Origin of the sequence: Granulicella sibirica (assembly GCF_004115155.1) — a bacterium.
Taxonomy (GTDB): domain Bacteria; phylum Acidobacteriota; class Terriglobia; order Terriglobales; family Acidobacteriaceae; genus Edaphobacter; species Edaphobacter sibiricus.
This window is the reverse complement of record NZ_RDSM01000004.1, coordinates 196,483-219,279: the sequence shown is the minus strand read 5'-3', so window position 1 is coordinate 219,279 and position 22,797 is coordinate 196,483. Positions and strand designations below refer to the sequence as shown.

At 62.5% G+C, this 22,797-nt stretch carries 24 protein-coding genes; 8 read left to right on the top strand and 16 right to left on the bottom strand.

The window, feature by feature from the left end; genetic code table 11:
• Nucleotides 1-24: 24 nt before the first annotated feature.
• Genes GRAN_RS22425 through GRAN_RS22405 form a run of 5 tightly spaced genes read right to left on the bottom strand, consistent with a single transcriptional unit; the run spans nt 25 to nt 4,076 of the window.
• Nucleotides 25-1,239, bottom strand: coding sequence for a beta-ketoacyl-[acyl-carrier-protein] synthase family protein (locus GRAN_RS22425; protein ID WP_128915296.1), 1,215 nt, complete (start codon nt 1,237-1,239; stop codon nt 25-27).
• Nucleotides 1,239-1,493 (bottom strand): acyl carrier protein, encoded by a 255-nt coding sequence (locus tag GRAN_RS22420; RefSeq protein WP_241655094.1) that lies wholly within the window; start codon nt 1,491-1,493, stop codon nt 1,239-1,241. The genes GRAN_RS22425 and GRAN_RS22420 overlap by 1 nt, the downstream gene beginning before the upstream one ends.
• 33 nt (nt 1,494-1,526) lie before the next feature.
• Nucleotides 1,527-2,570, bottom strand: a complete 1,044-nt coding sequence (locus tag GRAN_RS22415; RefSeq protein ID WP_128915295.1) for an NAD(P)/FAD-dependent oxidoreductase — start codon at nt 2,568-2,570, stop codon at nt 1,527-1,529.
• Nucleotides 2,571-2,595: 25 nt separating this feature from the next.
• Nucleotides 2,596-3,174, bottom strand: coding sequence for a CDP-alcohol phosphatidyltransferase family protein (locus GRAN_RS22410; protein WP_128915294.1), 579 nt, complete (start codon nt 3,172-3,174; stop codon nt 2,596-2,598).
• On the bottom strand, nt 3,171-4,076 hold the full coding sequence (locus tag GRAN_RS22405) for a hypothetical protein (RefSeq protein WP_128915293.1): 906 nt from the start codon (nt 4,074-4,076) through the stop codon (nt 3,171-3,173). Before GRAN_RS22405 ends, GRAN_RS22410 begins: the two co-directional genes overlap by 4 nt.
• 56 nt (nt 4,077-4,132) lie before the next feature.
• On the opposite strand from GRAN_RS22405, the gene GRAN_RS22400 reads away from it, so the two are divergent.
• Nucleotides 4,133-4,372, top strand: a complete 240-nt coding sequence (locus tag GRAN_RS22400; RefSeq protein WP_128915292.1) for a hypothetical protein — start codon at nt 4,133-4,135, stop codon at nt 4,370-4,372.
• On the opposite strand, the gene GRAN_RS22395 is transcribed toward GRAN_RS22400, so the two are convergent.
• The 4 genes from GRAN_RS22395 to GRAN_RS22385 form a co-directional block, all read right to left on the bottom strand.
• Nucleotides 4,369-4,941: a regulatory protein RecX gene (locus tag GRAN_RS22395; protein ID WP_128915291.1), complete on the bottom strand. Its 573-nt coding sequence runs from the start codon at nt 4,939-4,941 to the stop codon at nt 4,369-4,371. The genes GRAN_RS22400 and GRAN_RS22395 overlap by 4 nt on opposite strands.
• Before the next feature lie 401 nt (nt 4,942-5,342).
• Nucleotides 5,343-7,082: a dipeptidyl-peptidase 5 gene (locus tag GRAN_RS22390; protein ID WP_241655101.1), complete on the bottom strand. Its 1,740-nt coding sequence runs from the start codon at nt 7,080-7,082 to the stop codon at nt 5,343-5,345.
• A 5-nt stretch (nt 7,083-7,087) separates the two neighbouring features.
• Nucleotides 7,088-7,627: a hypothetical protein gene (locus tag GRAN_RS26480; RefSeq protein ID WP_241655093.1), complete on the bottom strand. Its 540-nt coding sequence runs from the start codon at nt 7,625-7,627 to the stop codon at nt 7,088-7,090.
• A gap of 48 nt (nt 7,628-7,675) precedes the next feature.
• Nucleotides 7,676-9,103 (bottom strand): sensor histidine kinase, encoded by a 1,428-nt coding sequence (locus GRAN_RS22385; RefSeq protein WP_161571114.1) that lies wholly within the window; start codon nt 9,101-9,103, stop codon nt 7,676-7,678.
• A gap of 244 nt (nt 9,104-9,347) precedes the next feature.
• On the opposite strand from GRAN_RS22385, the gene GRAN_RS22380 reads away from it, so the two are divergent.
• A complete protein-coding gene (locus tag GRAN_RS22380; protein ID WP_192898057.1) occupies nt 9,348-10,280 on the top strand; it encodes a hypothetical protein in 933 nt (310 codons plus the stop codon).
• 264 nt (nt 10,281-10,544) lie between these two features.
• Here GRAN_RS22380 and GRAN_RS22375 read toward each other — a convergent pair whose 3' ends face one another.
• The 5 genes from GRAN_RS22375 to GRAN_RS22355 form a co-directional block, all read right to left on the bottom strand.
• On the bottom strand, nt 10,545-11,081 hold the full coding sequence (locus tag GRAN_RS22375) for a biliverdin-producing heme oxygenase (protein ID WP_128915289.1): 537 nt from the start codon (nt 11,079-11,081) through the stop codon (nt 10,545-10,547).
• An 18-nt stretch (nt 11,082-11,099) separates the two neighbouring features.
• The gene (locus GRAN_RS22370) at nt 11,100-11,774 is read right to left on the bottom strand and encodes an HNH endonuclease (RefSeq protein WP_128915354.1); all 675 of its coding nucleotides are present in this window, start codon (nt 11,772-11,774) and stop codon (nt 11,100-11,102) included.
• Nucleotides 11,775-11,890: 116 nt separating this feature from the next.
• Nucleotides 11,891-12,736 carry a ComF family protein gene (locus GRAN_RS22365; RefSeq protein WP_128915288.1) on the bottom strand — a complete coding sequence of 282 codons (846 nt, stop codon included), beginning with the start codon at nt 12,734-12,736 and terminating at the stop codon, nt 11,891-11,893.
• Nucleotides 12,737-12,920: 184 nt separating this feature from the next.
• Complete coding sequence (locus GRAN_RS22360) at nt 12,921-13,835, bottom strand: ferritin-like domain-containing protein (RefSeq protein WP_128915287.1); 915 nt, start codon at nt 13,833-13,835, stop codon at nt 12,921-12,923.
• An 11-nt stretch (nt 13,836-13,846) separates the two neighbouring features.
• Nucleotides 13,847-14,701, bottom strand: a complete 855-nt coding sequence (locus GRAN_RS22355; protein ID WP_161571113.1) for a ferritin-like domain-containing protein — start codon at nt 14,699-14,701, stop codon at nt 13,847-13,849.
• A 234-nt stretch (nt 14,702-14,935) separates the two neighbouring features.
• On the opposite strand from GRAN_RS22355, the gene GRAN_RS22350 reads away from it, so the two are divergent.
• From GRAN_RS22350 to GRAN_RS22330, 5 genes are all read left to right on the top strand, one after another.
• On the top strand, nt 14,936-17,464 hold the full coding sequence (locus GRAN_RS22350; protein ID WP_128915286.1) for an OPT family oligopeptide transporter: 2,529 nt from the start codon (nt 14,936-14,938) through the stop codon (nt 17,462-17,464).
• 4 nt (nt 17,465-17,468) lie between these two features.
• On the top strand, nt 17,469-17,930 hold the full coding sequence (locus tag GRAN_RS22345) for a hypothetical protein (RefSeq protein ID WP_161571112.1): 462 nt from the start codon (nt 17,469-17,471) through the stop codon (nt 17,928-17,930).
• Nucleotides 17,927-18,292, top strand: a complete 366-nt coding sequence (locus tag GRAN_RS22340; RefSeq protein ID WP_128915284.1) for a gamma-glutamylcyclotransferase family protein — start codon at nt 17,927-17,929, stop codon at nt 18,290-18,292. Before GRAN_RS22345 ends, GRAN_RS22340 begins: the two co-directional genes overlap by 4 nt.
• Nucleotides 18,293-18,352: 60 nt before the next feature.
• Complete coding sequence (locus tag GRAN_RS22335; RefSeq protein WP_241655092.1) at nt 18,353-19,534, top strand: glycoside hydrolase family 27 protein; 1,182 nt, start codon at nt 18,353-18,355, stop codon at nt 19,532-19,534.
• A gap of 159 nt (nt 19,535-19,693) precedes the next feature.
• Nucleotides 19,694-20,635: an alpha/beta hydrolase gene (locus GRAN_RS22330; protein ID WP_241655091.1), complete on the top strand. Its 942-nt coding sequence runs from the start codon at nt 19,694-19,696 to the stop codon at nt 20,633-20,635.
• A gap of 13 nt (nt 20,636-20,648) precedes the next feature.
• Here GRAN_RS22330 and GRAN_RS22325 read toward each other — a convergent pair whose 3' ends face one another.
• Nucleotides 20,649-21,062, bottom strand: a complete 414-nt coding sequence (locus GRAN_RS22325; RefSeq protein ID WP_128915282.1) for a response regulator — start codon at nt 21,060-21,062, stop codon at nt 20,649-20,651.
• A gap of 25 nt (nt 21,063-21,087) precedes the next feature.
• Nucleotides 21,088-21,975 (bottom strand): DUF4105 domain-containing protein, encoded by an 888-nt coding sequence (locus tag GRAN_RS22320; protein ID WP_128915281.1) that lies wholly within the window; start codon nt 21,973-21,975, stop codon nt 21,088-21,090.
• A gap of 198 nt (nt 21,976-22,173) precedes the next feature.
• Here GRAN_RS22320 and GRAN_RS22315 point away from each other — a divergent pair, with 198 nt between their 5' ends.
• Nucleotides 22,174-22,713, top strand: a complete 540-nt coding sequence (locus GRAN_RS22315; protein WP_128915280.1) for a hypothetical protein — start codon at nt 22,174-22,176, stop codon at nt 22,711-22,713.
• Nucleotides 22,714-22,797 lie beyond the last annotated feature (84 nt).

The window sequence follows — 22,797 nt, the reverse complement described above, 5'->3', positions numbered from 1 at the left end:
GCTATCCTAGCGCGTGCCCCTCCGCTATCCCCACCGCCGAAATGCGAGCACCGCGTTCAACCCACCGAAGGCCAGTGAGTTCGAAAGCGCCACGTCACCCTTCAACTCCCTCGGTTCGCCCATCACCAGGTCCAGCCCGAGCGCCTCATCCGGAGCCGTCAACCCCACCGTCACCGGCATCTTTCTTTCGCGTAGCGCAAGCATCGCGGCCATTGCCTCGATAGCCCCTGTCGCTCCCATCGAGTGCCCATGATGCCCCTTCGTCGAGCTCACCGGAACTCCACGCTCCCCAAACACTCTCCTAATCGCCTCTGCTTCCACTGAATCATTCGCCTGAGTCGCGGTCCCGTGGGCATTAACGTATCCAACCTCGGCCGCAGCGACCCCACCATCCGCAAGCGCACGTGTCATCGCCGCGGCAGCCCCAGCCGGGTCCGGCTGCGTGATGTGGCTCGCATCCGACGACATCCCGAACCCCACAACCTCTCCAAGAATCTCCGCACCACGCGCCTGGGCCGCCTCGAGAGTCTCGAGGCAGAGCATCGCCGCGCCCTCGCCAAGTGTCATCCCGTCCCGATCCTTCGAGAACGGCCTGCACTCCGTTGGCGACACCACCCTCATCGAATCCCACGCACGCAGAAACCCCCAAGTCAGCGGAGCATCGTGCCCACCTGTGATCGCCGCGTCCACCATCCCAGCGCGTACCATCTGGAATGCCATTCCGATCGCATGCGTCGAGGACGCACACGCCGTCGAAATATTCAGCACTGGCCCAGTCACTCCATGCGCGATCGCCACCTGGCTCGCACCCGCCGACGCCATCGACCGAATCACGGTCAACGGATGCACTCGCGCCCCGGTCGTATAAAGCCTTCCCGTTTCTGGCTCTTCCGCCGATCTTCCCCCGGTCGAGCACCCAAGTAGAACACTCATCCGGTCCCCGCCGTATACCCCGGCTATCGCGCTCTGCCGCACCGCCTGGGCCGTCGCCACCAGCACCATCTGCGACGACCGTTCCGTCGCCGTTACCTGGGCGTGCGCCAGGTGCGCGGCGGCGTTGAACCCCACCACCTGTCCCGTCTTGCGAAATCGTAGCCCAGCGGCCTTACCCTCAGGCAGGTCCATAAACACATGCTCCGCGATCCCCGACCGCCCCGCAAACAAGCCCTCGCGAAACTCCTCGACCGAATTCCCGATCGGCGTCACACATCCCATTCCCGTCACCACGACCCGCCGCATCAACCCTCACGTGCCAGAATCAATCCCCGCACCCCCTCAACCATATCGCCCACTGTTCGAATCGTACCAATCGCCGCGTCCGGAATCTCGATCCCGAACGCCTCCTCCACTTCGAACGAAAGATTGATCTTATCCAAAGAGTCGATCGCGAGCGACTCGAACGTTGTCGAGGCGACAATCGTCTCCGGCGCCATCTTCTTCGACGACGCAATCAGTCCGATCAATTGCCCTTCCAGATCCTGGGGAACCTGCACAGACCCTCCGACGCACACTACCAGTCTATGCGCCTAGGCCGTCAGCGGTCCCGCCAGGCGGCCACCACCCACATGCACCCCGAGCAGTCCGCGAAATACCCACGGACAATTCGACAACCCCGCCATGGCCCCATGTCTTACCACCGCCGAACGATCCATCCAGAGCAGCGCCTCTGACATCACCCGCGCCGTGCGCATCACCCGCCGATGCGCCTCTTCGTACCTTTCCAGCCTTCCCGCCAGCACTGCCTCGACAAGGGATTCCGCCTGCCGGAACGCGAGATTCAGCCCCTCTCCCGTAATCGCATCCACCGACCCCGACGCATCTCCCACCAGCGCAACCCTCCCCGACGTCACGCGTCCCAGCTTCCGCGTCACCGTCAACCCGCCCTTCGCTTTGCTCGTCGCCTCGGCCCCCTCCAGCCTCTCCCGCAACTCCGGGAAACAAGCCAAGGCTTCCGCCACGCCTTGCAGCCGCCGTGTCGCAAGAAACGCCACCCCAACTTCCCTCTCCGCTACCGGTGTCACATACGCCTGAACCCCATCCCCCCAATACACTTCCACGAATTCCGACCACGGAGTCACCGTGAAATGCTGCCTCAGCCCCACTCGCCGCGTCGTCGCCGGATGATCGAGCCCCGCCGCCTCCCGTACCCGCGACTGCCCTCCATCCGCCCCGATCACAAACCGCGCCTCGATCTCATCGAGTCCACGGAAGGCCGTCCCCCACTCCACCCGAACCCCGATCTGCGACGCCCGCTGGATCAAGGCTCCATGCAACTCGGTCCGCCTCACCCCGAGCCCCAGGCCCACCGGAAACCGCGCCTGGGCTACCCTCTCCTCTTCATGAAACCGAATCCCCGCAAATTGGCGTCCAGCCACCCTGACTCCAAGCCGCCTCAACGCCTCCACCGCATCCGGCAGCAACCCCTCCCCGCACGCCTTATCCACCGGCCCACCTGGCGCTACATCAACCACCCGTACCTTCAACCCACGTAACGCCCCGGCGATCGCACACGCCAGCCCCGCCGGCCCACCACCCACCACGAACATGTCTACGCCACGCGTTCCCGACATTGAGGCCCCACTTCTTAAACTCAGCCTAGCTCTGCCGAATCATCTCTCCCCGCAATCTCCATGCCGCGGCAAGCGTCTCTACATCATTTCTCCATCGCGGCAACATCAGGCTCATTGCCAGTCCCTCGCAGTTCGTCACGACTCCCACAAGAAGCGACACCCAGATCATCTCTCGCGGGCCGCCAAAACTCAGCACGCCGATCACGCCCACTCCCATCACCAGGCCCCAGGCCTTCGCGAGGTAGGAGTGATAGCTCGCGCCTTTTCCAAACTTCCAGAAGTCGAACGCGTATCGCGTCACTTCCAACGTCCCGAGCGTCGCAAGCAGATGCCAATTTCCTCGCAACACCTGCGGTTCCCGCACCCAGAGCGCTGCCGCCACCCCGAGATAAAAGATCGTGTCCGCCACCGAGTCGGCCAACCGGATCGCGGGGGTATCGCATCCCCATCGCCGCGCCAGCACACCATCATAGATATCATCCACTAGCGCCAACAAGACGATGACTCCAAGCCACTTTCCATCCCATCCACGCTTTGCGCCAAGCACAATCACCGGACAAAGAATCACCCTCAGCCATACCATCGCCCACGGAATCCACGTCACCGTCCCACCCCCGGCGTCCAGGTCTGTCCTTCAATCGCGTACGCCGGATCCGTCGCCTGTCGCAACTCCGGAAACTCCCCTCGAAACTCGGTCATCACGAGGCACGAAACCAGCGCGTCGAAGGCATCTTCACTCTCCCGCGCCGCCGCGATCACAGCCCGCGAAAGCCCGACAAAGGCCGCCGACTCCTTCTTCTTGCGCGCCAGGTAAGCCGTCCGCGCCTCCTCCGAGCTCTTATTCACCGGCCCTGTCATCAGCCTCGAGTACATCTCCACCACCATCGGGAATGAGGGCACATCGAACGGCCACACCGAGAAGCCCGCCTCTCGCAGTTTCAGCAAATACGGCATCCCCCGCAGCGATCCCGTCCCTACGCTCCCCGACCCGCCAATCTGAAACGGTGATTTGGGCGCAATTCCTACCACCCGCGCCGCCTTGGCCGGCTCCGCGATCTGCGCCACCACCTTGACCTCCATGTCGGTTCGCCGCATCATCCGGTGCATGAGGGGACCGCAGAACTCCTCGGGCTTCTTCCGCGGCTTGCCCCAGAAGCGGATATCCTCGCATTCCCGCGCCAGCCACTTCTCTCCCTGCCCGCTCGCCACGCTGCGCCAGAACCCCTCCGCCGAAGCCACGCCGTGCTCCTTCAGGAACCATGCGGGATAGCTGAAGATGAAGTCGAACCCAACCACCATTCGCGGCGTCTGCCGTGCCATCTCGACCAGCCAGCCGGACAGCTCGTCCCGCGTCCGGCCGCCCTCGAGCGTCACCGTTCCACCCATCGTCCTGCCCTTTGGTGACGCCGTCCACACTCCGGCCCAGATCTTCTTTCTCTGCCCTGGCCCTTTATCTCCTGACCAGTCCACCGCGACAACCCTATCCATCCCAGCCTCGATGCTCATTCCTGGAACTTCTCATACCCTGGCGGCGTATCACAATGCAGGAGCCAAACCACGCAATGCTCAAGCTTCTTCTCTTTTGCCTTCTTCTCGTCGTCTGCTGGCCGCTCGCTCTTCTCGCCGTCGTCCTCTACCCGCTGATCTGGCTCATCCTTCTGCCCTTTCGCCTGCTCGGCATCGTGGTCGGAGGCGTCTTCCACCTCATCGAGGCGATCTTCCTGTTCCCTCTCCTGATCCTGCGGCCACGCCGCTCGCGAGAGCAGTACCCGCCGCGCATAGGCTACGGGCGTCAGTACTAAAAGTCCGGCAGATCGTCCTTTTCGGCGTACGAGTCTGAATCGCCGCCACCCTCTCCCGGAATCATCTCGTCGGGAATCTCCCAGGTCCGCAGAAGCTTGAAGATCGCTCCGGATGAGTACCCTGCGCGGATCAGCCGGTTCATTACCCGCACCGTCTCCTTCTGATCCTTTGGCTTCTGCATCCTCTTCCGGGCGCAATACTGGCGCGCCAGAGCAACTTCGTCGGCGTCGCCGTAGGCGGCTTCCAGCGCCGTCTCGACAAGCTCTTTGCCCACGCCCTTCATCGCCAGATCCTGCTGGACGCGCCGCCGCCCGAAGCTCTGATTCTCCTTCCGCATGCGCGTGTAGTCCGCCGCGAACCGCGTATCGGAGAGGTACTTGAGCTCGACAAGACGCGCCACCACGGCGTCCATCGCCCTCTGTCCTGCGTCACCGTCCTCGGCGCGCGCCTTCATCAGGCGACGCAGATCCCTCTCCGTTCGCATCTTCCGCGCGAGCGTTCCTACGGCGTACTCAAAGAGTCCCGCCTCGCCTACCGGTTCCCGCTTTTTAGCGCGTGCAAATGCCACAGATCCTCCAACCGTTCCGTACCTTGAAGCCTCAAGCCTGTTGCTTTTGCCCGCCCTACCCCCCTCCCCATTGCCCGGGCGGAAGTCTTTTGCTTTCAATGATCTACGGGTAACATGTCCCTCTAAGTGTATGCAAACAAAGAACTTGCGTGCAAATATTAGCAAAGAAAGAACTTAGGGCACGGTGAACAACACTCACCATGCAAACTGAGCTGTTTTCGGTTACTGCTTTAATTGTAGAGAATCGACCGTAACTAACAGGACAGGTTCATCTTGCTCATTGCGAAGGGGTTACGCTGTTCGGGGGCTTGACAAGCGAAAATGCCCGCAAAATCGTGGGTCTTTCGGGAGATTTATTTTCGGTGCGGTTTGTTGAGGATCCCAACCGCTCCGCTAGTTCGTCATTTTCCCGCATACGGGCCAGACCTGGTCCACCGATCACACCAGTCGCTTACGGTCGCGTTCCAAAGTTGAGAGTTCTGCGGCTTCTGGACCCAATGGCCTTCGTCCGGGAAATAGAGCATCTTCGAAGGCACGCCAAGCCGCTGCAGGGCCGTAAAGAGCTGGTACCCCTCCGACACATCCAGCCTGTAATCAAGCTGAGAGTGAATGACAAGCGTGGGCGTCTTCGCATCCTGGATGTGCAGCATCGGCGACCACTTCCGGAAGGGATCCTCCGCTGCCGGTCCCGCCGCGTACTTCCAGGGCTGCGCCTGCTTGCCCGAGGCAAGATCGCCCGCCCGCCGGAACTCCCACTCGTTGAACCAAAGCTCCTCGGTATCCCCGTACGCCGACGCGGGGTTATACATCCCGTCATGGGTCACGATGCACTTGAACCGGTCCGTATGGGTGAGCACCCAATTCGCCATGTACCCGCCATAGCTCGCTCCAAGCGCGCACTCCCGCGTCTTGTCGATGAACGGAAACTTCGACTCCGCTGCGTCGAGCCCCTTCATCAGGTCGACATAGGCCCGACCGCCCCAGTCCCCGCTTACCTCATCGATAAACTTCTGCCCGTACCCCGTCGACCCACGTGGATTGACCATCACGACGACGTACCCGCTGGCCGCCATCAACTCCGGATTCCAGCGGTAGCTCCATGCGTCTCCCCAGGCTCCCTGCGGGCCACCGTGAATCAGGAACTTCACCGGATACTTCTTCTTAGGGTCGAAGCCCGGAGGCCGCACGACGAATCCTTCGACCTTTGCGTTCTCCGCCCCCGTGAACTGGTACTCCTCCATTTTTGGTAACTCAAGCTGCCCAAGGACCGAGTCGTTGAGATGGGTGAGGCGGCGTTCCTCGAAGAGGACCTCTCGGACGGAGGAACCGCTGCCGTCGAATGCTTTGCGAGCGAGGTGATTCCCGGTGTCATCCCGTTCTTCACGATCGTCAACCTTCAACACGACAACCTCACTCGGTGCTCGAGCGGACATCATCGTCGCAATCAGAGAGTGGCCGTCCGAATTCATCGCCAGTCCTCCGTACTCCGCACCCTGGGAGAGACTTAGATCGCGGGCAAGATCGGCGTCTCTCGATTCGTCTCCTCGCACGCCCTTTGTCCGCAAGGTCAGCGTTTTGTCTGATACGGAATACTGATACACCTGCTCGGTTCCGGACTGTGCCGAGGCAAAGTAGACAGACCGCGAATCCGGGGCCCAGACAAACTCATCGACCCATCGATCGAACTGAGGCATTAGCTCCTTCGTCGAGCCACCCTTCCGATCCATTACCATCAACCGAAAGCGGTCGGACTCAAACCCGGCCCGAGCCTGCGACCGGAACGCCAGCCACTTCCCATCGGGCGAATAAGCCGGCCCATCATCCGATCCCGGCGAGGTCGAAATCTTCTCCGCCTTCGCACCCTTTTCATCCAGACGCAGCGTGAACACGTCGTTGTTCGTCGAAGCTGCCTTCACCTCGTCGAGATTCGTGACATAGGCGATCTCGCTCGAGTCGGGAGCCCATGCATACCCAAGCGGCCCGCCAAGCGAGAAGGTCGGCGTCTCCGCATCGCCCACCGCACTCTTCGGCGTCAGATCCCGCACATCCGTCCCGAGCGCGGCCGATACCACGAAGACATGGCTCCGCTTCTCCCCCGTGAACGCTGTCCAGTGCCGGTAGAGCAGATGGTCGAACACCATCGCCTTCACCTGCTCTTCGCTGCGTCCTCGTCCTTGGCATGGTTGCAGCCGTCTTCCTCCGTCCATGTCGGCTTATCCGAGCACTCCGGGTACACGCTCGAGACGAACAGCAGCCTCTTCGAATCCGGCGACCAGACCGCCCCATCCGCTTCGGTCGAAACCGACGTCAGTTGTTTCGCCGTCGCCGCCTTGCCAGCCGCTTCATCCCAGGTGGAAAGCCAGATCTGTCCATCATTCGTATACGAGACCCACCTCCCGTTCGGAGAAAACCGCCCGTTCGATGCCCCTGCAGGCAGCCCAAGGTCCCGCTCCGCCCCACCCGTCACTGGAACCACCCAAAGCCTGTTCGTCTTCGTATTCGCCGCAAGCGAAACATCGACGACGGAAAACATCACCCACTTCCCGCTCGCCGAGACCTGCGGATCCCCCACCCGCTTCATCGCCATCAGGTCATCAAACGTCATCGGACGCTTCTGCGCCCCACCCACCCCACCCAACATCAACAACCCAACCACACCCGCAAGCCAGCCGGCACGAACTCTCATCGCGCCAGTCTACGCCGAAATCGCCTGATTCCGAGGCTCCCCCGAACCCTATCCCTCGACCAGAACTCCCATCTCGCTCTTCTCCATCACCGTCCGCTGCAGCGGCAACTCCACCACCACCGCCGCCCCATGCGGATGCAGATTATACGCCGAAATCTCTCCGCCATGCTCCCGCACGATCCCATAGCAAAGCGACAATCCAAGCCCCGCACCTTCCCCCGGTTGCCGCGTCGTATAGAACGGCTCAAACACCCGCGCCGGCTCCCGGAACCCCGGCCCCGAATCGCTCACGATCAGCCTCATCATCTTCTGGTCATGCGTCACCGTCACCCGGATCACCGGATTCCGGTCGCCCTCATCCGCCCCGCGCGGCAGACCCGGCACCTGCGAACGTCCCGCAGCGCTCCGCCTGTCCTGCCCCGCCGCGATCGCCTGCGCCGCGTTGTTCAGCAGGTGTTCGACCACCTGCCGCAGCCGCCCACCATCTCCCCGCACCTCGGGAAGATCTTCGCTTGTCTGCAGAATCAGGCTCACCCCCCGGTTCCGCAGCTTGTCCACACACGCATCGGCAATCTCTCCCAGCAGGCACGCAACATCCACCGGCTCAATCACCTTCGCCACCGGACGCCAGAAGTGCTGCAGGTTCTGCACCGTATCCCGCATCCGCAGAGCCTCCTGCATGATCGTCCGCGCATCCTCTCGCACCCGCTGATCGCTTGCCGTCTCCGAAATTAACTCCGCGAACCCAAGCACCGCCGTCAGAGGATTGTTCAGTTCGTGCGCCACCCCGCTCGCAAGCTGTCCGAGCCCGGCCAGCTTCTCCGCCCGCATGAGCCGCTCGATCAGGGAAGCATTTTCAATCGTCCTCGCCAGCTTCAGCGCCAGCGCGGACAGTGCCGGAAGCGAATCCTGCACCTCGGCCGGCCACGGCTGCATCCCATCCCCGCACACCACCAGAGCCCCAACCACAGCGCCCGACTGCGCCCGCAGCATTGTCACAATGGCCCGGCGCGAGCTCTTCGCGTACTCAGCCTCTTCGTTCCGCTCCTCACGCCCAAGCACGATCTCGAAGATCATCTCCGATTTCATCGCGGCCTCGGCCTTCCCAACCGGTCCCGACCTCCCGAGTCCCCGATCCTCCCGTATTGCTCGCGCACCCCACTCCTTGAGCGCCAGCACCGTCAGATCGTCGAGCCCCGCGCTCGCCGACACCGCCAGCTTGCCTTCCGCGTCCCGGATCAGCATCGCCACTCGCCGGAATGAGCTCGTCTCCACGACGGCCCGGCAAACGCGCTTCGCCAGCGGCTTCACGTCCTCGCCCGGCCCAAGCGACTCATCGAGCCGCGCATACCCCTGCAGCTCTTCGCGCAGAAGCCTCTCGCGCTGCCGCGTAATCTCGTGGTCCTGCGTTCGGCTCCAAAGCACCCATAGCGTGATCAGGAGCCCGACGATCGCTCCTACGCAAATCCCATGCATGCTCACTGCCCAATGAAATCCAGAAATCAATCCGTGCATCAATACCCACCCGCTAGGCCGGTCTCGTTCGTTCCTATCCGCCGGCCGTCGCTCTCCGTCTTTCCATCATTCGCGTCTAAACTTGTGCAGGACCGTCTGTGAGAAGGGAGAGCCTGCACCACGTCTCCCCACGCAGCTTCCGCTCGAAACAAGTTACGGGCATCCTGCCCCGCGCCACAGCGCCTTTTCGGAGACACTTCCGCCGATGACGAAGCAGTATCTACTCCGCCCAATCTTCCTGGTCCTTGCTCTTATCCCCTTATCGGCAAACGCTGCCACTTTTTTCAGCCCGGAACCCTCGGCGAGCTCTACGTCTTCCGTGGTAACCGGAGCCGCGTTCGCCTTCGGCCAGGATGGCTTCGGCGCTCTCGATGTTTCGCCGCTCCCCAACGGCCTTAGCCCCGAGCAGGTCATCGAGAAATTCGCCGCACGCGAAACCGTCTTCGACAAGGCCCGCTCCAACTACCTCTTCCGCCAGACCGTCAAGGTGCAGACCCTCGCCGAGGACTCCAACAAGGTCGACGGCGAGTACCAGCAGGTCACCGACATCAGCATCTCCCCCGAGGGCCGCCGCGAGGAGCACGTCGTCTTCGCCCCCCAGAACACCCTTGAGCGCGTCATGATGTCCCCCGCCGACTTCCAGGACATCGAACACCGCCTCCCCTTCGTCCTCACCACCGCTGACCTTCCCCAATACAACATCACCTACCTGGGCCGGCAAAAGGTCGACGAGCTCGACACCTACGTCTTCGAGTCCAAGCCCAAGGTCCTCGAAAAGGGCAAGCGCTACTTCCAGGGCAAGGTCTGGGTCGACCAGCAGGACTTCCAGATCGTCCTCGTCAATGGCAAGAACGTCCCCGATGACGTCCGCCGCGGCCACGAAGACCTATCCCCGCCCTTCACGACCTACTACGAGCAGATCGATGGCCAGTATTGGTTCCCCACCTACACCAAGGCCGAAGGCACGCTCCATTTCGCAGCGCAGAACGGGGCTCTCTCGCAGGACGTCCACATGCGCAACATCGTCCGCTACACCGACTACAAGCGCTTCCGCGGCTCCGCCCGCATCATCTCCACCGGGGACGTCAAGAGCGACACACCTGAGACTCCAGCTACGCCACCTCCACCAAAGAAATAGCCAACCCGCCAGGTGCCCCATCTTCGCGGCAGCTCATCGCCGCTAAGGTGAGGGGCGCTCGAATCTTCGGGTCCGCATTCAACCCCCGATATGCCTCTCTTCGCCAGTTCCCGGTCAAGGTACCAGACAGTTCCTTGAACCAGGAGCCTCGGTCCTTGCCTCCTTTGTCATCGCCTTCGCATTCCCGATCATCCTTCGCCATCTTCCTCGCCGGTCGATTCTTCCCAGCCAGGCTGCAACGACGACCCCCAAGAGCACTCACCGCTATACCCCGCGCATCCAGCCGCCAAACACCGCAAACATCTCCCGGGCCGCCCGAATCACCACCTCGTCCTGCGGTGGAGGAACCCCGTCCAGCACCCGAACCAGTTCCTTCCACATCACACCCGTACGGTCCCCAAACCCTCGAAAGTAAGCACCGCCTTCCCCCGAAGAAAACCCCAGCAGTCCCTCGACATGCCGGGCAATCATCTGCCCGCCCAGCCGCGACCCCTCCATCACATACATAGCCCCAAGCAACTCACCCGGAGACCCCCACCCCGGCAACACAGGCCCGTCGCCCGAAGGCACATCCGCGCCGAGCCCCAGCAAATCCCCTTCGAGCAACCCAAGCCGCTGGCGCTCCACCACCATCGGCAATAAAGAAGGAGGAGCCGCCCTCAAGGCGAACTCCTCCCATACCTTCACCACCCCATGCATCCTCTGAAGCACCGCGACATACCGAGCCCGGTCCAGTCCCGCATCCATCAGCGGAACCGCCCCTTCAACGGCCTCATGATCCGCCGCCGTCGCCTCCCTCAACCTCGCAACATCCACCCGCTAAGCCGCCTCGCCACTTTCGAAGTAAAGATACCGCCGCCAGCTTGGATCCGCCGACCCGATCATCCTCATGATATGCCGCGAGGTATGCAGCGAAAATGGCTTCGGCTCCCGCAGCAGCTTCATATCCGTCAACTCATGCAGCATCTGGTTTCCTTTCCGCCGGTTGCACGAAGGACAGCACGCCACCAGGTTCTCCCAGGTGGAGAGCCCGCCACGCGACCGTGGAATCACGTGATCCAGCGTCAACTCCCCCGCCGTCAAGACCACCGAGCAGTACTGGCAGCAGTTGCGGTCCCGCAGAAGAATATTCTTCCGCGAGAGCGCCCGCGTCTGGTGCGGAATCCGCCGATACTCCAGCAGCCGGATCACCGAAGGCATCGCCACCCGCACTCGCGCGGCGTGCAGCATCGCGCCCTGCTCCTCCTCCGTCCGCGCAACCCCCTTCAGCACAAGCACTAACGCCCTCTTCGCCCCGCAGATGTTAATCGGCTCATAGCTCGCATTCAGCACCAGCACCGGCGTCTGCATCGCCTGCGGCCGCACTACCGCCACCCGCACATCCAGATCCGTCGTCAGCCGTCCCGACGAGTGCGAACCCGACTGCCCATGCCCGCTGTGCCCCTGGTGGCACTTTCCCGTTCCCCTCTGTTTCCGCGCCTTCACAGACTGCATCACAAATTCCTCCGGTTTCAGTTGTGCTTTGTCGTCTTCCGCCTTGCTCTTGCCCTTGCCTGTTTGGTTTTCATTCCCGAAGGGAATCAGCGTCTTCTGTGTCCTTGCCTCGTTCCTCATTCCTGGAGCGATTCAGCCCCAGCCCAGGGCATCACGCGCAAGCCATCCCAAGCCGCCACTCCCTCCGTCTGCGCCCGGGCCAGCGTAGCCACCCAGACCCTGCCAGCACCTGCCTTCATCAGAACCCGAGCACATTCCCGAGCCGTGGCCCCGGTCGTATAAATGTCATCCACCAGCAGCACCTCGCGCCCGGCAATCTTCGCCGCGTCCGCGACGACGAACGCCCCGCGCAGATTCATGCGCCGCATCCGCGGAGTCAAAGCAAACTGGCTCTCGGTGTTCTTCACCCGTCGCAGCGCCGAGTGACCCGTGACAAAACCCTTCAGCCCGCGCAACGCCGCATCCGCCAGCACAACCGCCTGGTTATACCCCCGAACCCGTTCCTTCGCCGGGAACAGCGGAACCGCGACCACCACGACACCCGGCCCAAGCTCCAGCCTCCGCACCGTCCGCGCCAGCATCGCCCCAAGCACCGGAGCCACGGAGCGCACCCCGTCGTACTTCAGAAGGTGAACCATCCGACGCAATTCATCCTCGTAGACCCCATGCGCTACCGCCCGGACAAAGTCCGGAGGAGCCATCCGGCATCCCGAACACCGCACGTCCCTAAACTGCCCTGCAAATCGCTCGCTCTCCATCCCGAGAGCCTCGCCACACCAGTCGCACAGCAGCCCCCGCTGCTCCTCGACCGCCCCGACGCACTCCAGGCACACCGGGCCACCCATCAAAAACAACAAGGGACCGCCGCACACGCGGCAGTCCCCAGGAAACACAGTCGTCACGACATCCTGCACAAGCTTCGATGGACTTCGCAGCACACGCGAAACCGCGCGCCACGCCATCGTCCCTCCTGGCACCCTGCCAGGCGGAACCTCTGCCAACCCTATGAGCGTTTGAACCTTCGAGCTCTCGCTGAAGACCACTCCTCACTCGCCGGCGCGCCATTCGCTGTCTGCGAAGCGCCTATGCCCGCAGTATAGCCGCACCCGTAAGAAAATCGCCACCATCATCTGGGACTCATGGGACTCACCTGATGTTCCCATTCAGCCCGCCGGGAAAAAACGCGCCCTTACCAGTCCCGCCCCCATACACAATGCCAAGCACCTGCGCCGTCGAACGAGCGAACGCCAGCCCATTCGCATCCGCACACGCGATCGTCGAAGCACCGCTCGACGTCACTCCCAGCCCCACATCATCGTTCCCCGTCCCATCCAGCTTCGCCCGTGTCGCTGAGATGGCGGTAGCCGCCTGCTGCGCCGCCGCGCCCAGCGCGAAGACGCGGCTCCGGATCGTCGCCGAATGATACCCTTCCGTTCCCAGCAGCCCGACCGCCGCATCCAGATAAGGCGGCGCCGTGATGAGTCCCACCGCCCCAAGGTAAGCCGAAACCCCAACGTCTTCGAAGACGAACGCGCCAAGCAGGAAGTTCAACTCGCTTGCGAACGGATCGAAGCCAGACCCCAACCCCGCCGCCGACGCGAGCGCACTGAAGCTGTTCATAAGGTCGATCTCCGGTTGCGCGACAGCGGCCGACCCAAGAGCAGTACGCAGAAACGTAACGTGAATCGCCTCTTCCGCCGCGACCTCTGAAGCAAACTGCTTCAACAGCGGCGTCGTGAAAGGAACTATCGGATTCGACCTCACGATGATCGCCCCACCCGGCGCGCCACCCGGCCCGGTAATCCCGATCCCGACCTTATCGATCGTGACACCCTGGTACGCCAGCGTGTAGTACTGCGCCTCGAGGTACTCGAGATTGAGCGCAAAGTTCAGAATGTCGAAATCGCTCACCGCGGTCTGGGCCTCGGCCGGACGCCCGGCCCCAAACGCAAACCCCGCAATCGCCGCGACACCAGCACCGATCGCCGCACGCCGGCTCCGCTTTCGCTCGCGCATCTCGTTCAAAGCCGCTTCAGTCGTTTCGATCCCGATGTCTTCCATATCCACCCGCCTTAGCTCGCCGTCGCCGTGATCTTTCCATTCACTCCGTCAGGGAAGAAGCCGCCCCTTGCAACCACGCCCGCACCGGTCGCATACAGAATGTGCAGCACTTGGTCGGTCGTGCGTTCGTACACGGCGCAGTTGTTGTTCTCCGCCACGATCGAGAGCGCACTCACCGGCGTCTCATTGCCGCCGCCCAGCTTGGCCCTTAGCGTCGAGATCTGGTTCGCGTATGTGGGATAGGGTGTAGCCAACCCCGCCAGCAACGTCCGCAATAACCCGGAGTGATAAGCCTCGATCGCCATCATGCTCGCCAGCGACGTCGCATTCGCTCTGGTCGTGAACAGATTCGCCGCGCCATGAAACGCCGTCACGCCGACCTCCTCGAAGAGGAACGCCCCGACGATGAAGCTGTTCTCATCCGTGAAAGGGCTGAACGCAGTCGCAATCCCCGCAGTAGCCGCAAACCCGCTGAAGCCCGTCAGATCGATGGCCGGACGATCCACCGCCAGCGACCCAAGCTGCTTCCGCAGATACCGCACATGCAGCAACTCGTCATTCGCGAGTTCCAGCGCATACTCCTGCACAGCGGGCGTGGCGAACGTCACCTGCGTCCCCCCGGTCACCGTCCCGGGTGACGCTCCGATATCCGCGCTCGAAAGCCCCTGCCCCGTTGTTGCTCGCAGGTAGAACTCCGCCTCCAGGTACTGCAGGTTCAACGCGAAGTTGAGCAGATCCTGATCAGCCGTCGTAGTAGCCGGAGTCGGAGTGACTGGAGCCGTAACTGTCGGAACCGGACTGCTGTTGCATCCCGTCGTCAGAACGACACCGGCCCCAGCCCCCGCAAGAAAGTCACGTCGTGACACCCTGGACCTTGAAAGTCCGTTCATACATCACCGTCTTTCCTCGCTCATCGCGGACGACGCATCACACCAGCCTTTACACACCGCGAATTCTAGGCCGCCCCCGCGACGAACACTGTCTTTCCATTGTCAAGATGTTGTCAGCCCCTAGAGACAACTCGAACGCAATCGGCCATCGTCACCCCACTGTTACACTCCCATCCAGACCACACGCACTACCGGGGAGACCACAAGAACATGGCCGCAACCAAGACCTTTCAACCCTTCGTTCCCGCCACCGTCTCCCGCCCCGAGCTCTCTGCCCGCGCACTCATCCTCGGCGCCTTCTTCGGCTTCCTCTTCGGAGCCGTAACCGTCTATGTCGGCCTCCGCGCCGGACTCACCGTCGCCGCCTCCATCCCCATCTCTGTCCTGTCCATCTCGATTCTTCGGGCCTTCGGCCGCGCCAGCATCCTCGAAAACAACATCGTCCAGTCCACCGGAAACGCCGGCCAGTCCATCGCCTCGGGAGTCATCTTCACCCTCCCCGCCCTCATCTTCCTCGGCTTCGATCTCGAATCGACCCGCATCTTCGCCCTCGCCCTCTTCGGCGGATGGCTCGGCGTCCTCTTCATGATTCCCCTCCGCCGCCAGCTCATCGTCGAAGAGCATGACACCCTCATCTACCCCGAAGGCACCGCCTGCGCTGACGTCCTCATGGCCGGCGAACGTGGCGGCTCCTTCGCCTCCCGGGTCTTCTTCGGGCTAGGCCTGGGCGCTCTTTATACCCTCTTCCAGAACGACAACATCTTCGGCCTCTGGCCCTCCACGCCCAACTGGCAGCCATCCTTCGGCAAGCAGGAGATCCTCAAAGGCGCCGCCATCCGTGCCGACGTCACCCCCGAGTACCTCGGTGTCGGCTATATCATCGGCGTCCGCGTCGCCGCCGTCATGCTCGCCGGAGGCGTCTTCTCCTGGCTCGTCCTCCTCCCCGCCATCTACTTCTTCGGCTCGCACCTCGGCGTGCCACTGTATCCCGGCACGACCCTCATCCACGACATGAGCCCATCCGACATGTGGAAGATCTACGTCCGCCCCATGGGAGCCGGAGCCGTCGCCACGGCCGGATGCATCACCCTCGCCCGCACCGCCCCCACCATCTTCAGCGCCCTCACCGAAGGCCTCAAGACCATCGGCAAGAACAAGGCCCCCGCCGCCGCGCCGACCCGCACCACGCACGATCTTCCGTCCATCGTGGTGCTCGGAGGCTCCGTCCTCCTCATCGCGTTGATGTTCGTCTTCCTCCAGTTCCATCCTGTCCCCGGAGCCCAGGTCGGGCCGCTCGCCAACCTCGCCGCCAGCTTCCTCGTCGTCCTCTTCGGCTTCCTCTTCGTCACCGTCTCCGCCCGCATTGTCGGCATCGTAGGCTCCTCCGCTTCCCCCGTCTCCGGCATGACCATCGCCACCCTCATGGCCACCTCGGCCATTTTCCTCGTCAAAGGCTGGGTCGCCCCCTCCTTCGGAGCCCTTGCGATCACCATCGGCGGCATCGTCTGCATCGCCGCTTCGAACGCCGGAGACACCGCCCAGGACCTCAAGACCGGCTACCTCATCGGAGCCACTCCCTGGAAGCAGCAGCTGGCCATCATGCTCGGCGTTATCATCAGCGTCTTCTCGATCGGCGCGACGCTTAACGCCATGAACAACGGGCTCGAGGAGTTCCAACGGCTCTCGCGCCCCATCCCCTTCACGCTGCCCGCCGACACCGCCGATGGGATTGGCGGCGTCACTGATGGCGTCCAGAATAAAGGCCCCTTCACCCGCGACCACGTCCTCCTCACCACGCGCAAATCCACCCGCACCACCTCACCCGAAGCAGCCGGAGCCTCCATTGCAACCAGCCTAGGCCCGAACGTCGTCGTCAACGCCCAGGGCAAGGAAGAGCTCACCAACGCCCGCCAGTACGTCCTGTTGAACGCCATCGGCTCAACCACACTCGACGACGGGAAATACCTCTACAACCCCGCCACCCACCGGATCGAAGTCCAGTGGATCCAGGGCATCGGCAGCGAAAAAGCCGCCGCCCCCCAAGGCAAGCTCATGGCGACGGTCATCAATGGCATCCTCACCCAGAAACTTCCCTGGGGCCTCGTCCTGCTTGGCGTCGCGTTGGTCATCATGGTCGAAATGCTCGGCGTCCGCTCCCTTACGTTAGCCGTCGGCGCCTATCTCTCCATCGCGACGACGCTGGCCATCTTCGTAGGCGGAGTCATGCGCTGGATGGTCGACCGCGCCATGCTCCAGCATGCAGCGAAGCAGCGCATCGCCACCCACGCCGCCTACCTCGAACGCTGGACCGCCACCCAAAGGGACTGGCAGGCCCGCGAGTTCATCCGCGGCAACACCACCCCCACCCCCGCCGACTTCCTCCCCGCCTTTCTCATAGATCACCCCGAACTCATCCCCTTCGAAGGCTTCGACCCCACCAACCCCGACCACCTCGACCCCGCGACCGGCCTCCCCGTCCCGACCGACGTCACCCCCGCCCTCGACCTGGAATCCGAGATCTCCCCCGGCAGCCTCTACGCCTCGGGCCTCATCGCCGCCGGAGGCATCGTGGGCCTCCTGGGCGTAGCCATCAAGCTCTACGAAGCCGCCACCGACCGCTCGATCCCCCGCTTCGCCGAGACCAACCCCCTCCACCACGACTGGGTCAGCGTCCTCATGTTCGCCCTGTTAGCCTTTAGCCTCTACTACTTCGCCCGCAAACCCCTCGACACTGAGTAAATCGATGACCATGAACGAATGGACAGTCGTGAAGGACATCGCCACCTTCCTCGTGGCGAGCACCGCTGCTCTCGTCGCCGCCTTTGGTTATCGCAAGAACGCGAAGACACGTCGCGCCGAGTTCCTATGTCAACTCCATAAGGCTTTCTTCGAGGAGAAAACGTATAAGGATGTTCGCCGAGCCCTCGATGGCACATCAGGAATAGCGATCGCAGCATTCGTCGCCGGGGAATCGGACGAGTTCACCGACTTTCTCAACTTCTTCGAGCTGGTCGCTTACCTGCGCAGACAGAACAATCTCTCATTCGAAGATGTCCAATCCCTGCTCGGTTATTACCTCGATCTGCTCAACCAAGATGCCACACTGCGGCAATACATTCGCGATCCAAGGCATGGTTTTGAAGAATTGAACGCTCTTCTTGATATCATGATCCGGAAGGCAGCAGAAACGGGAGGTCACTCATGAAGGAAGGCTTGTTCGTCTACGGCACCCTCCACCCCGACCATGCCCCTGAAGAGATCAAGAGCGTAGTCCGCAGCATGGTGCCGGTCGGCAAAGGCACCGTCGTCGGCAACGTCCACGACCTCGGCGAATATCCAGCGCTCGTACTTACTGGCAAGCGCAATCAGCGTGTCCACGGCTCTGTCTTCTCCCTGCCCGACGATCCCAACGCCCTCAAGGCCCTCGATCAATACGAGGAGTTTCAGCCTGACGACCCGGAAAAAAGCCTCTTCGTCCGGTCAAAGCGCACCGTCACACTGGCTGACGGCACCCGTAAACGTTGCTGGGTGTACATCTACAATCAGGAACTTCCCCAGGCGAGCTAGTCTCGACATATGCTTCGCGGAGTATGCTGGCGTGAATCAATTTCACTCCGAAGGAACTCCGTGAAACCGATCTTGCGCGCCCTTGCCCTTCTGCTCCTCGCCTCACCCGTCCTTCCCGCCCAAGCCCAGAAACTAGCCGCCACCCCGCCAATGGGCTGGAACTCCTGGAACTACTTCGCCGGTCGCGTCACCGACAAGGACATTCGCGACACCGCCGACCTCCTCGTCTCCACCGGCATGCGCGACGCCGGCTACATCTACGTCAACATCGACGACACCTGGGAAGGCGAGCGCGACGCCCAGGGCATCATCCACACCAACAAGAAGTTCCCCGACATGAAGGCCCTCTCCGACTACGTCCACTCCAAGGGCCTCAAGCTCGGTATCTACTCCTCCCCCGGAGCCCAGACCTGCGCCCATTACGCCGGCTCCCTCGACCACGAGCAGCAGGACGCCCAGACCTACGCCGACTGGGGAATCGACTACCTCAAGTACGACCTCTGCGGCTTCCGCGAGAAACAGAAAGCCGAAGCTCCCAACGACCTCGCCAAGCAGAACAAGATGATGCGCGACGCCTACATGCTCATGCATCAGGCCATCCTCAAAACCGGTCGGCCCATGGTCTACAGCCTGTGCCAGTACGGGTTTGACGCCGTCTGGGACTGGGGTCCTGAAGTCGGCGCCAACTCCTGGCGCACCACCGGCGATATCAACGCCACCTACGACCGCATGATCGTCATCGGCCTCAACCAGGCGGGCCTCGGGAAGTTCGCTGGCCCCGGCCACTGGAACGACCCCGACATGCTCGAGGTCGGCAACGGAAAGCTCACCATGGATGAGAACCGCTTCCACATGACCCTCTGGGCCATGCTTGCCTCCCCACTGCTCGCCGGAAACGACCTCACGAAGATGACCCCGGAAGTAGCCTCCATCCTCATGAACAAGCAGGTGGTCGCCATCGACCAGGATCCCCTCGGTCACCAGGCCGAGCGCGTCTACGCCGAGGGTCCCATCGAGTTCTGGTCTCGCCCTCTGGCTGACGGAAGCACCGCGCTAGCCATCTTCAACACCGGTGAAGACCCAAGCGACCTGCGCAACATCCCACTGCCGCTCAAGCAGTTGGGCTTCAATAAGGCTCCCAAAGCCCACGACCTCTGGCTCGACAAGTCCGTAACCCTCGACGCCGCCTACAAACCCACCCTGCCCCGCCACTCCACCATCCTCCTCAAACTGACAAAATAACAAACCGGGTGCCCCACCTTCGCCGACAGCACTATCGTCGGCTAAGGTGGGAATCCAGGCCGCCCAGCCGCCATCTCCTGTCTGGTTGTCATTCCCGAAGGGAATCTGCGTCTGTCGTTGCCTTCAACCACCCACAAACCACCACCCCGGAGCGCTCGCTTGAAGACCCTGCATCCCATCAAGCTCCTGACCATCCTCCTCGCAACCCTCCCCGCCGCATTCGCTCAGCCCTCCGGATGGCCCCCACCACCCGGCCACACTGTCCTCACCCTCTGGCCCAACGGAGCCCCCGGCCCAAACACCACCAAGGGCCGGGAAGCCGACACCACCACCGCCAAGGACAACCTCATCGCCGGCAAGCCGCTCATCCGTCTCGGCAACGTCTCCACCCCCACCCTTACCCTCTACACCCCGCAGGCGTCCGTACCGAACACCGGGGCCGCCATCGTCGTCTTTCCCGGGGGCGGCTACAGCATCCTCGCCATCGACCTAGAAGGCACCGAGGTCTGCGACTGGCTCACCGCCAAGGGCATCACCTGCGTTCTGCTCAAGTACCGCGTCCCCGCCACCGGCCCTTACCCGAAATCGGAAGCCGCCCTGCAGGACGCTCAGCGAGCCGTAGGCCTGGTCCGCAGCCACGCCGCCGAATGGAAGATCGACCCCAAGCGCGTCGGCGTCCTCGGCTTCTCCGCCGGAGGACATCTGGCAGCCGCCGTCAGCACCCACTATGATGAGCGTCTCTACCCTGCCATCGACGCGGCTGACCAGCTAAGCTGCCGCCCCGACTTCGCCGTCGTGGTCTACCCCGGCTACCTCGCCCAGGCCGATAAGGCCTTCGCCTTCACGCCGGACATTCCCGTCACCGCCCAAACGCCGCCCACCTTCCTCGTCCAGGCCGAAGACGATCCGGTCCACGTCGAAAACGCTACCGCCTACTTCCTGGCGCTCAAAGCGGCGGGAGTCCCCACCGAACTCCACATCTACGCCACGGGAGGCCACGGCTACGGACTCCGCCGAACCCAGCTTCCCGTCACCACCTGGCCTACAAGCGTAGAACTATGGCTCCAGACGATCGGCATCACCCAACCGACCCCGCACTAACCACACCAGCGGTTCACTCCGCTTCTGCTTCTGCCTTCCGGTTCAACTCTTCATCGCGTCGGTCGATCACATCCGACTCCTTCGGCTGCAACCCCCGCAGTACCTCCAGAAGCTTCGCGGGGTCGAACGAAGGAACGTTGTAGTCCGCGTCCGCACACGTCCTCGACCCACCCTCGATCGAGATCGTCGGCACATCCGGAGCGATCACCTTCAGAGCCTTGATCAGGTCGTCGCACTCCATATCCCCGAGCGAAGCGTCCAGCACTACCCCGTTCACCGCAGGAAAACGCTCCACGGTCTCGATCGCCTCGGTCCCACTATAAGCCGTGATCACATTGAACTTGGCCGTCTCGATCAACAGCTTTCGAGTAGAAATGCTTCCCGCGAACTCCCGGTCAATCACCAGAAAACATGGACGCCTTTTCATCCGTCCATTATCTATCCACAGACCGCTACTTCGTACCAACTGCCTGTTCGACGGGCGACATAAAGTTCTCCGGCCCCGCAAGCTCCGCTCCTTCACCGATCTTCCACCGCCCGTGCCACAGGTAGAGCACCGTCAGTCCGATCGGAACCTCCGGCTGAATCACCGCCAGCGTGAACAAATACCGTTTCGTCTTCAACCCCGCCTCCGCCCCGCCCCGCACCGGCCTGCTCCGCCGCAGCGATCCCGGCACCTGCGGAATCTCAAGCACCCGGTAATCGGAAAACGGATGCTCCTTTGCATAAGCCTGGACGCACCGCGCCACCTCCTTCGGCGTCATCAGCCCAAAATCTCCAATCCGGTCGTTGTGCACCGCCCCCGGGAAATAGAGGTTCACCATCTCCGCGGCAAAGTCCGCGCAATTCGTCTTCTTCAGGTGGTACAGATGCTTGTTCGGCCTTGAGTTCATCGTCGCTACAAACTGCTCATCCTGCTCCCGCGATGTTGCGATCTGGTACCCCCACACCTTCCGGTTATAAGCGACCCCAACCGTCTCCCACCACTCGTTCGTCGCCTTCTCCTTCTCCGTCCCGTCTGGAACGATGGCCAGCATGTACCGCCGCCGGTACCTCTGTCTCATCTCCCACACTGAGTCCGCCGTCGCATACGCCGGAATGTCTTCAGGCCGATCCGTCGCATAGAGAAACTGCATGATCGGCGAAGCCACCCAGTCGATATCCCCGATCTGGTGATATCGCGCGATCGCCACCCCCTGCGCCTCGCCTGCCTCGCACATCCTCAACTTCAGCGGCCCGTCCGCGCACACCCGGTCCAGATAAATGGCGGTATGCCCCACTGGCATCATCGTTCCGAAGTTCCCAAACGGCTCCCCACCAGGACCGTGAGCGAACCCCATGCCGTCCCCTCGAAAATGCCGGACAGCATAAAAACCAGAGCAACGTACGCCCACACCTGCGGCCAGTTCCGACAACCTGGGTAATCCCGCGACACTCAATTTTTGACGCAAATTGTCGTTTTTGCGCTGCCTTGCCCCAAACACCACCCAAGCCCTCCCCACCGCATCTCACCAAACTGCACAAAAGAAAGAGGCACGATGACTCCCAACCGCTTCCGCACGCCCCTACTCGCCTCCCTCGCCGTTCTCGCCACGGTAGCCTGCGACCATAAGTCCGCCCCCACCAACGCGAACTACCTCAAGGGTCTCAATGCCTACTTCGTCGACCGTTCTGAGTGCCTCCTTCCGAACGCCCGCTTCCCCCTCGAAACCACCGATCCCGCGGAGCAGAAGCGCATGAACACCCTCGTCGCCTCGCAACTCCTCAAGGTCTCGAGCGAGCCCGCCATCAAGGAATCCCGCTACGTTCCCACCGACCTCGGCGCCAAGTCCGCCCCCCACTTCTGCTATGGCCACCGCGAGGTCACCACGATCGACAGCGCCACCACCCCTGCCGTAGCCAACGGGTTCAACGAGACCCAGATCACCTACCACTACGTCATCAAGGACGCCCCCGTCTGGGCGAAATCCGCCGACGTCCAGGCCGCCTTCCCCGACCTCGCCGAAAAGATGAGCGGCAGCGCCAACGACAAGGCCACCCTCGCCCAGACCCGCGTAGGTTGGCAGGTGCCCGACTAGGTCCGCCTCACCTCGATGGGTCATAGGCGCTTCCGTCCCTCATGCAGTACACTCGACAAACGCGAATGAGAAACAGCACGTTCG

What these genes read in the sequence shown, in the direction of transcription:
- GRAN_RS22425 (WP_128915296.1), bottom strand. Translation starts at nt 1,239, where the DNA reads ATGCGGCGGGTCGTGGTGACGGGAATGGGATGTGTGACGCCGATCGGG.
- GRAN_RS22415 (WP_128915295.1), bottom strand. Translation starts at nt 2,570, where the DNA reads ATGTCGGGAACGCGTGGCGTAGACATGTTCGTGGTGGGTGGTGGGCCG.
- GRAN_RS22405 (WP_128915293.1), bottom strand. Translation starts at nt 4,076, where the DNA reads ATGAGCATCGAGGCTGGGATGGATAGGGTTGTCGCGGTGGACTGGTCA.
- GRAN_RS22400 (WP_128915292.1), top strand. Translation starts at nt 4,133, where the DNA reads ATGCTCAAGCTTCTTCTCTTTTGCCTTCTTCTCGTCGTCTGCTGGCCG.
- GRAN_RS22390 (WP_241655101.1), bottom strand. Translation starts at nt 7,082, where the DNA reads ATGGTGTTCGACCATCTGCTCTACCGGCACTGGACAGCGTTCACGGGG.
- GRAN_RS26480 (WP_241655093.1), bottom strand. Translation starts at nt 7,627, where the DNA reads ATGAGAGTTCGTGCCGGCTGGCTTGCGGGTGTGGTTGGGTTGTTGATG.
- GRAN_RS22385 (WP_161571114.1), bottom strand. Translation starts at nt 9,103, where the DNA reads ATGCATGGGATTTGCGTAGGAGCGATCGTCGGGCTCCTGATCACGCTA.
- GRAN_RS22380 (WP_192898057.1), top strand. Translation starts at nt 9,348, where the DNA reads ATGACGAAGCAGTATCTACTCCGCCCAATCTTCCTGGTCCTTGCTCTT.
- GRAN_RS22370 (WP_128915354.1), bottom strand. Translation starts at nt 11,774, where the DNA reads ATGCAGTCTGTGAAGGCGCGGAAACAGAGGGGAACGGGAAAGTGCCAC.
- GRAN_RS22365 (WP_128915288.1), bottom strand. Translation starts at nt 12,736, where the DNA reads ATGGCGTGGCGCGCGGTTTCGCGTGTGCTGCGAAGTCCATCGAAGCTT.
- GRAN_RS22360 (WP_128915287.1), bottom strand. Translation starts at nt 13,835, where the DNA reads ATGGAAGACATCGGGATCGAAACGACTGAAGCGGCTTTGAACGAGATG.
- GRAN_RS22350 (WP_128915286.1), top strand. Translation starts at nt 14,936, where the DNA reads ATGGCCGCAACCAAGACCTTTCAACCCTTCGTTCCCGCCACCGTCTCC.
- GRAN_RS22345 (WP_161571112.1), top strand. Translation starts at nt 17,469, where the DNA reads ATGACCATGAACGAATGGACAGTCGTGAAGGACATCGCCACCTTCCTC.
- GRAN_RS22340 (WP_128915284.1), top strand. Translation starts at nt 17,927, where the DNA reads ATGAAGGAAGGCTTGTTCGTCTACGGCACCCTCCACCCCGACCATGCC.
- GRAN_RS22325 (WP_128915282.1), bottom strand. Translation starts at nt 21,062, where the DNA reads ATGAAAAGGCGTCCATGTTTTCTGGTGATTGACCGGGAGTTCGCGGGA.
- GRAN_RS22320 (WP_128915281.1), bottom strand. Translation starts at nt 21,975, where the DNA reads ATGGGGTTCGCTCACGGTCCTGGTGGGGAGCCGTTTGGGAACTTCGGA.
- GRAN_RS22315 (WP_128915280.1), top strand. Translation starts at nt 22,174, where the DNA reads ATGACTCCCAACCGCTTCCGCACGCCCCTACTCGCCTCCCTCGCCGTT.